This window comes from Aquificaceae bacterium, assembly GCA_037722135.1.
GTDB lineage: Bacteria > Aquificota > Aquificia > Aquificales > Aquificaceae > Pampinifervens > Pampinifervens sericum.
On sequence record JBBKAW010000037.1, the window covers coordinates 1 to 7589 of the forward strand.

Sequence of the window (7589 nt, forward strand, 5' to 3'; positions counted from 1 at the left end):
AAAGACTTTCTTGCACTCAACGTGGCTTTTAACCTTCTTGGTGGGATAATTGCCGGTCTTTTAGTGGGCTATGCCTTTGACAAGTGGCTTATGGAAGGTCTTTTGGGTTTAAAAACTTTCCCATTTGGACTGCTCTTTTTCCTTTTTGTGGGTATAATCTCGGGTTTTAGGAATGCATACAGGGATTTGAAAAGAATTGAATGAGCTTTTCCTTTACTTGTGTGGGTATGGAACATATCTTCCCTTCCTTTACGGTGCAGTGCTTTGTGCTACCCTTCGCCTTTATCCTTTCTGAAGACCTAAGAAGGTATTGGAAAGAAAAGGTAAAACGGTCTAAGTGTAGGAGGGTGAGCTCAATTTCAAACTCTTCGTCATAACGCAGAGGTTTTATAAATTCGCAATTTGCAGAAAGTAAGACCACATCTACGCCTTCCTCTCTTAGCCTTGAGTAGGGATAACCCAGAAACCTCAAAAGCTCCCCTCTCGCCTCCTCAAAGTATCTGAAATAATTAGAGTGGTGCACTATCCCTTGGGCGTCTGTTTCGTAAAACTGAACTCTCCTGCGGTATATAAACACATAGATATTTTATCCAAACCTTCCTGTTATGTAGTCTTCTGTGAGTTTCTTCTCGGGCTTTGTGAAAATCTTTTCTGTGGGTCCAAACTCCACAAGCTCTCCAAGATACATAAAGGCGGTATAGTCCGATATCCTCGCAGCCTGTTGCATGTTATGGGTCACTATCACTATGGTGACTCTTTGCTTTAACTCCACTATAAGGTCCTCTATTTTGGCAGTGGATATGGGGTCAAGGGCTGAGGTGGGCTCGTCAAAGAGAAGGACTTCGGGTTCTACCGCTATGGCTCTGGCTATACAGAGCCTTTGCTGTTGACCTCCAGAGAGGGAATAGGCGTTTGTATGAAGCCTATCCTTTACCTCATCCCAAAGTGCTGCACCTCTGAGAGCCTTTTCTACCGCTTCGTCAAGGAGTTTTTTGTTCTTTATGCCTCTTATCTTGAGACCGTAGGCTACATTTTCGTATATGCTTTTGGGAAAGGGGTTAGGCTTTTGGAAAACCATTCCTATACGCATTCTAACCCTTAGGGGGTCTGTTTTGGGGTCTACAAGGTTTATACCATCAGGATGCATTATTATCTCACCTTCGTAGCGAGCTCCTGGATATAGGTCATGCATACGGTTGAAGGCTCTAAGAAGAGTGGTTTTGCCACAGCCAGAGGGTCCTATTATGGCGGTTACTTTCTTTTCATATATGGGGAAGTTTATATTCTTTAGAGCTTGGAAACTACCATAGTAGAAGTTAAAGTTTCTCACTTCCAGCTTAACCTTGTCTGGTCCCACACTTTGCACTTTTTTCCTCTCCTCTAACATTTTAGCAGGATTTACCATTGGTATTTCCTCCTGACTTTGTATCTAAGGTAAAAGGCTATGGAGTTCATCAAGAAGGCTATTACAAGTAGGACAAAACCTGCGGCAGCTGCATTGGTGTGAAAGGCAGCTTGAGGTCTTGAGACCCAGTTGAACATTTGTATAGGTAAAACCGTAAAGGGAGACTTGAGCATTCCAATGAAGTCTTCCCAAGGTGCTGGTGGCAGGAAGGCTATAAAGGTTAGAGCTCCTATGGTTATGAGGGGTGCGGTCTCTCCTATAGCCCTTGACGCTGCAATAATGAGACCAGTGAGTATTCCGCCAATTGAGTAGGGTAGGATATGGTGGAAAAGGGTTTCCCATCTTGTTGCACCCAAAGCGTAGGCAGCTTCCCTTATGGAGCGAGGAATTCTCCTGATAGACTCTCTTGTGGAGACTACCACAACAGGTAGCATGAGAAGACCGAGAGTAAGACTTGCGGTAAGTATGCTCTCTCCGAACTCAAACCTATATACGAATACTCCTAAAGCCAATAGACCATATACTATGGAAGGGACAGCGGCGAGGTTTGAGATGTTTGCCTCTATTATTCTGGCTATCTTTCCCTTGCCTCCATACTCCTCAAGGTATATACCTGCAGGAACGCCTATTATGACTGCCCAAAAGATCGCTCCTGCCATGACGTAGACCGTCCCAACCCATGCGGAGAGTATTCCCGCTTGGTCTGGAAACCTTGAGGGGAAAGAGGTGTAAAAGTTAGGGTCTTTTATTCTTACCCATCCATCAATGAGAAGGTCTACCGCTATAGCAAAGAGGAATAGGAGAACAAAAAAAGTGGCAATAAGCCCGATTATTTCAAAAAGCTTATCTCTCTTCTTTACACCCTTTGTGTAGCCCTCTATGTCAAATTCTTTTAGTCTTGTCTCTAACTCTCCTCTAACTTCAACACCCTGTTCCATCTTAATACCCCACTGTTTTGGATTTTAGGTAAACCGCTATGGAGTTTAGTATTAATGTTATAACAAAGAGCATAAAGCCTGCGGCAAATATGGATAGATACTCAAAAGAGCCAAAAGGTAGGTCTCCAAGAGCCACCTGCACTATGTATCCTGTTATGGTTTGAACTGGCTCAAGGGGGTTGGCGGTTATCTGAGGATACATGCCAGCTGCCACTGCCACCACCATGGTCTCACCTATTGCCCTTGAAAATCCAAGAAGGTAGGCGGAAAGCACCCCAGACTTTGCTGCAGGAAGCACTACAAACAGAGCTGTCCTTAGCTTAGAAGCTCCAAGAGAGTAGGATGCCTCTCTTAGGTATTGTGGGACACCCTTAAAGGCATCCTCTATCATGGATGCGGTATAGGGAAGTATCATTATTCCTATGACTATACCAGGGGCTAGGGCGTTCATACCTTCCACGTATATACCAAAGGGTTCAAGAAGTTTGCTAAGTATGGGGGTGACGAACAATAGGGCAAAATAGCCATAAACCACTGTGGGAACTGCCTCAAGAAAGTCAAGCCAGGGCTTTACCGTTTCTCTAACCTTCCAGCTGGCGTATTCACTGAGGTATATGGCTACCACTAACCCAAGAGGAATAGAAACCAACATGGATATAAAAGCAATCATAAAGGTGCCGTTAATTAGGGGCCATATACCTATCTGCTTATTGTAGAAAGTGGGAGTCCACTGGGTTTCTGTAAAGAACCTTATAAGTGAAGTGGGAAAGCCACCCCCTTCGGGGTGGGTGAAGAACCTTATAGTGTCTACCAGCAAGACCCAGACTATGCCAAAGGTTATGAGGATAGACACAGCCCCCATAAGCATCAAGAAAAGATACAGGGCTATGTCTATTGCCTTTTTAACTCCTATGGAGAGTGTCATTGCCTGGCTTCCCTCTTGAGAAGTTCATCTATGGTAAGACCAACCTGTGGTTCACCACCAAAGACGGTGCCTACCACTCTTTTTCTGAACCTTTCCTCTGCCATTCTGTAAGCCCTGTCAGGAAGAGCTATGTATCCCACTTGTCTGGCTATCCTGCCTGCGTTTTTGAGATAAAACTCTACGAACTCCCTTACCTCAGGTCTTTCCTCCACAGCCTTTGCGTTTACATATATAAAGAGTGGTCTGGAGAGTGGTTGATATGTGCCGTTTTGGACTGTTTGATATGTGGGTGCAACGCACTGACCAGTCTTGGGATTCTTTATCTGTATAGCCTTCACCTTACCCTTGTTCTCTTCCACATAGGCAAGTCCAAAGTAGCAGAGAGCACCCCTTTCCCTTCGGGCAAATTGCACAAGCACATTGTCGTCTTCAGATGCAAGGTAGTCACCTCTTGAAGCCCTTGCCTTACCCACTATTGCTTCTGTAAAGTAGTCAAAGGTTCCAGAGTCAGAACCAGGTCCACAAAGCTTTATTTCCACTCTGGGCCACTTGGGGTCAAGGTCTGACCACATGAACTTTTTGCCCTGGGATTCAGGCTTCCATATTTCTCTTAGCTGTTCCACCGTCATGCAGGTTGCCCAGTTGTTTCTTGGGTTTACCACCACCGCAAGACCGTCATAGGCTATAGGAAGTTCAATATACTGAATGCCGTTCCTTCTGCATTCTTCCATTTCCCTTGCAAGTATGGGTCTTGAGGCGTTGGATATGTCCGTTTCGCCTCTGCAGAACTTCTTAAAGCCACCACCTGTGCCAGATATGCCCACGGTGACCTTTACCGCACCCCTCTTTGCCTTTTGGAACTCTTCCGCTATACCCTCTGTTAAGGGGTAAACGGTGGAAGAGCCGTCAATCCTGATTATCTGCTGTGCCTTTGCAGGCACGGACAAGAGAGCCAAAGCTCCCATTGAGAGGACAGCACTCTGCAACATCCTCTTTCTCATTTTACCACCTCCTTAGAGATTTTGCTATAAGTTTACAGATTAATTGTTAAGATTTCGTTAAGATGCTCCACAAAAAGGACGCTTCCTCTGTGGGGCTTTATGGCTCTCTTCTAAGGGACATAAGAATTTGTTAAGGAGAGACCTATGAGATAAATTCTTATACTATGCAGGAGCTTATCTTTGAGAAGGGCATAAAGCATACTGCGCACGGGCTTAACTTTTATATGACCTACTTTGACGATATTGCAAGGGTTCTACCGAGGGAAGCCTACTGTTTTATAGTGGGTGGTTGGGTAAGAGATAGGTTTCTGGGTGAGCCTGTGGGATACCATATAGATGTAGACCTTTTGGTAACCTGCGACCCAAGAGAAACCGCCAAAAAGCTCGCAGAGAGGATAGGTGGCTCTTACTTTGAATTTGAGAAAAAGGGACTGCTTAGGAGACCTACCATAGCGACGGTGGTTTTGAGAATTCCACCCTACAAGTATCGTTTTGACTTTGCTCAGATAAAGGGTAGAGACTTAGAAAAGGCTCTGGTGGAAGACCTGCTCTCAAGAGACTTTACCGCCAATGCTATGGCGGTTAGCATAGATGATGTGCTTAGCATAGGTGCAAAGCAAACCCTAATATACGACCCAGCTCATGGTGTAGAGGACTTAGAGCAGGGGCTTTTGAGACCCATCTCCCTCAAAAACCTTGAAGAAGACCCAGTAAGGATACTACGGGGCTTTCGCCTTGCGGTAGAAAAGAATCTGGAGCTTACCGAAGATTTTTACGAGTTTGTAAAGAAAAAGAAGCATCTTGTAAAGAAGGCACCAGCAGAGAGGATAAATCTTGAGCTTTTCAAAATCCTTAGACATCCTAAAAGCTATAGGGTGCTCAAAGACCTGTATGCGTATGGAGTTTTGCAGGAGCTTTTCCCAGACACAGACCGTTGGAAGGAGATAAGAGACCAGGGGGAGCATCATATATACCCTCTTGAAGAGCATGTCTTTAGAGTGTTGGAAGCCCTTGAAAGGGTCATTCAAGAAAGAGACAGATACCTGCCTGCGGAGCTTTTGGAAAACTTTGGAAAAATGGAAGTGCATGGGGAATTTTCTGACATTGAGCTACTTAAACTTTCCGCACTCTTTCATGACCTTGCAAAGCCTCACACCTTTGAAATTAGAGAGGGGAAAATAACCTTTTACAACCATGATAAACTGGGTGCGGAGCTGGTAAGGAGCTATGGCAAAACCTATAAGTGGGGTGAACTTGCGGTAGAGTTTGTGGCAAAGCTTGTGAGAGAGCATCTAAGACCCTTTTACCTAAGGGAGTCTCTTTTTAAGGGTCAGCTCACAGACAGAGGAAGGGCGAACTTTTGGAGAGAGTGTGGAGACATAGCAGGTCATCTCTTTTTGCATGCCATTGCGGACGCTATGGGTAGTGGCGACCAAGAGGCGGAGATAAAGAAACTTCTTGAGACTATACATGACTTGGTAAGCTTTAAAAGAGAAAAACTTTCAAAAGTCCCAATGAAAGCCCTGCTTGATGGAAGGGAGATAATGCAGACCCTTGGTATAGCTCAGGGTCCTCTTGTGGGAAAGCTCAAGAAAGCTCTTGAGGAAGCCCAGTTGGAGGGTAAGGTAAAGACCAAAGAGGAAGCCCTTGAGTTTATAAAGGCTTACTATAAAAGCCTGAAAGAAGAAGCATAGCCTTGTGGATAAGAAGAGGCTCGTATATGCCAAGCTCCTCAAAGAGCCATCCATCGCCACCGGTTAGCACAAGACTAAGGCTCTTGCCATAGGCTTTTTGCCATTCTTTCAAACATCCCTCAAGGAAATGAAAATACTGCCTATAAAACCCACCGAGAATTGCAGTCTCTGTATCTTTGCCTATGGTGGCTATGGTCTTTTTTAACTCTAACTTTGGAATTAACTCCGCCCTTTGAGAAAGGCATTCAAGCCCAGTGCCCACACCAAGAGTTATAAAGCCACCTTGAAATACACCATCTATCGCCAAGTCTAAGACTACCGCAGTGCCAAAGCTGGCTACCACTACGTCCTTTGAAAAGAGCTGGACCGCTCCGTAAAGGTTGAGCAATCTGTCTATGCCCACTCTCTCCTTTCCCTCAAAGGCACTTTGAAGTGGCACATCCTCCGCCCCTATAAACCTCGCATGGGGGTATTTTTCAAGGATAGTGTTGTTCGCCGAGGGTTTGACAGAGGACACGAGCACAAGGTCTGCACTCAAGAGTGGCACATCCTTATGACTGTGTTTACCCACATACTTCAAAGAACCCTCAAAGAGGCACACGTCCACTGAGGTATTTCCCACATCAAGGGTTAAAACTCTCACATCTTGCACCCTCTTTGGAGGCTCGGAGCGTTATATACCTTGAGTTTATACCCTCCTCTTTGAAGGCTTGAACCATGGCAGAGCCCACCTTTTCCGCCTCGTCAATACACAGACTTGCCACAGAAGGACCCGCACCGCTCAGAAAGACCGCCAAAGCACCAGCCTCGTAAGCCCTCTGGAGCACTTTCCAAAAGCCTGGTATTAGCTCAGACCTGTAGGGTTGATGAAGTTTGTCCTTAACTGCCTCTTTCAAAAGCTCAAAGCTCCTCGTAAGAATTGCACCCACAAAAAGAGCAGACCTTTGCAGGTTAAAGACCGCATCCTTTATAGATACCTCTTTTCTTAGCACCTCTCTTGCCCTCTGGGTGGAAAGCTCAAAGTCTGGCACACATACCACTACCTTTAGCTCCTCTGGGAAGTCAAGCCTTAGAAACCTAACACCCTCCTCAGAGCTTACACACACCACAAAGCCACCAAGAAAGGCAGGAAGTAGGTTGTCCGGATGTGGCTCAAACTCAAAGGCAACCTTTAGCTTTTCCTCAAGACTTAGACTAATGCCATGTAAAGACTCAAAGGCTAAGATGCCACCCACTATGGCAGTGGCAGAAGAGCCAAGCCCTCTTGCGGTAGGGACTCGGTTTACCTGCCTGAGTTTAAAAGGCTTTTCCTCAAGAGCAAACACCTTACAGGCTCTTTTGTAAACTCTTACAAACAGATTGCTCTCGTCTTTTGGCAGACTTACACCCTCACCTTCTATCTCTATGGTATATACCTTAGAAGGCTCTATATAGAACTCGTTATACAGGCTGAGGGCAAGACCAAAGGCATCAAAACCAGAACCAAAGTTGCTGGTGCTTGCAGGGACAAGAAGGCGTAGCATGAGAAAGATTATAATAACGCAAGTTGCAAGTTGTAGGGTGATTAATAACCTTGAGCCACCATAAAAGATGCAAGGAGAAAATTGTTTGATGATATAATCCTTC

Annotated in this window: 9 protein-coding genes; 2 read left to right on the forward strand and 7 right to left on the reverse strand. The window is 45.4% G+C overall.

Going from position 1 to position 7589, the window contains the following annotated elements:
• Positions 1-204, forward strand: a 204-nt coding sequence (locus tag WKI49_02615) for an AtpZ/AtpI family protein (protein MEJ7621396.1), incomplete at its 5' end; no start/stop codon positions are given.
• Here the strand turns inward: WKI49_02615 and WKI49_02620 are convergent.
• The 5 genes from WKI49_02620 to WKI49_02640 are packed head-to-tail and all read right to left on the reverse strand — an operon-like array spanning position 167 to position 4269.
• The gene (locus WKI49_02620; protein MEJ7621397.1) at positions 167-577 is read right to left on the reverse strand and encodes a thioesterase family protein; all 411 of its coding nucleotides are present in this window, start codon (positions 575-577) and stop codon (positions 167-169) included. The genes WKI49_02615 and WKI49_02620 overlap by 38 nt on opposite strands.
• 9 nt (positions 578-586) lie before the next feature.
• On the reverse strand, positions 587-1387 hold the full coding sequence (gene pstB, locus WKI49_02625) for a phosphate ABC transporter ATP-binding protein PstB (GenBank protein ID MEJ7621398.1): 801 nt from the start codon (positions 1385-1387) through the stop codon (positions 587-589).
• A gap of 11 nt (positions 1388-1398) precedes the next feature.
• Entirely contained in the window at positions 1399-2343 is a 945-nt protein-coding gene (pstA, locus tag WKI49_02630; GenBank protein MEJ7621399.1) for a phosphate ABC transporter permease PstA, read from the reverse strand.
• A 1-nt stretch (position 2344) separates the two neighbouring features.
• On the reverse strand, positions 2345-3268 hold the full coding sequence (pstC, locus tag WKI49_02635; protein MEJ7621400.1) for a phosphate ABC transporter permease subunit PstC: 924 nt from the start codon (positions 3266-3268) through the stop codon (positions 2345-2347).
• Positions 3265-4269, reverse strand: coding sequence for a PstS family phosphate ABC transporter substrate-binding protein (locus WKI49_02640; GenBank protein ID MEJ7621401.1), 1005 nt, complete (start codon positions 4267-4269; stop codon positions 3265-3267). The genes pstC and WKI49_02640 overlap by 4 nt, the downstream gene beginning before the upstream one ends.
• A gap of 164 nt (positions 4270-4433) precedes the next feature.
• On the opposite strand from WKI49_02640, the gene WKI49_02645 reads away from it, so the two are divergent.
• The gene (locus WKI49_02645; protein ID MEJ7621402.1) at positions 4434-5963 is read left to right on the forward strand and encodes an HDIG domain-containing metalloprotein; all 1530 of its coding nucleotides are present in this window, start codon (positions 4434-4436) and stop codon (positions 5961-5963) included.
• Here WKI49_02645 and WKI49_02650 read toward each other — a convergent pair.
• Both WKI49_02650 and thrB read right to left on the reverse strand, forming a co-directional pair.
• Positions 5923-6606, reverse strand: a complete 684-nt coding sequence (locus tag WKI49_02650; protein MEJ7621403.1) for a type III pantothenate kinase — start codon at positions 6604-6606, stop codon at positions 5923-5925. The genes WKI49_02645 and WKI49_02650 overlap by 41 nt on opposite strands.
• Positions 6587-7486 carry a homoserine kinase gene (thrB, locus tag WKI49_02655; GenBank protein MEJ7621404.1) on the reverse strand — a complete coding sequence of 300 codons (900 nt, stop codon included), beginning with the start codon at positions 7484-7486 and terminating at the stop codon, positions 6587-6589. The genes WKI49_02650 and thrB overlap by 20 nt, the downstream gene beginning before the upstream one ends.
• Between the last annotated feature and the right edge of the window lie 103 nt (positions 7487-7589).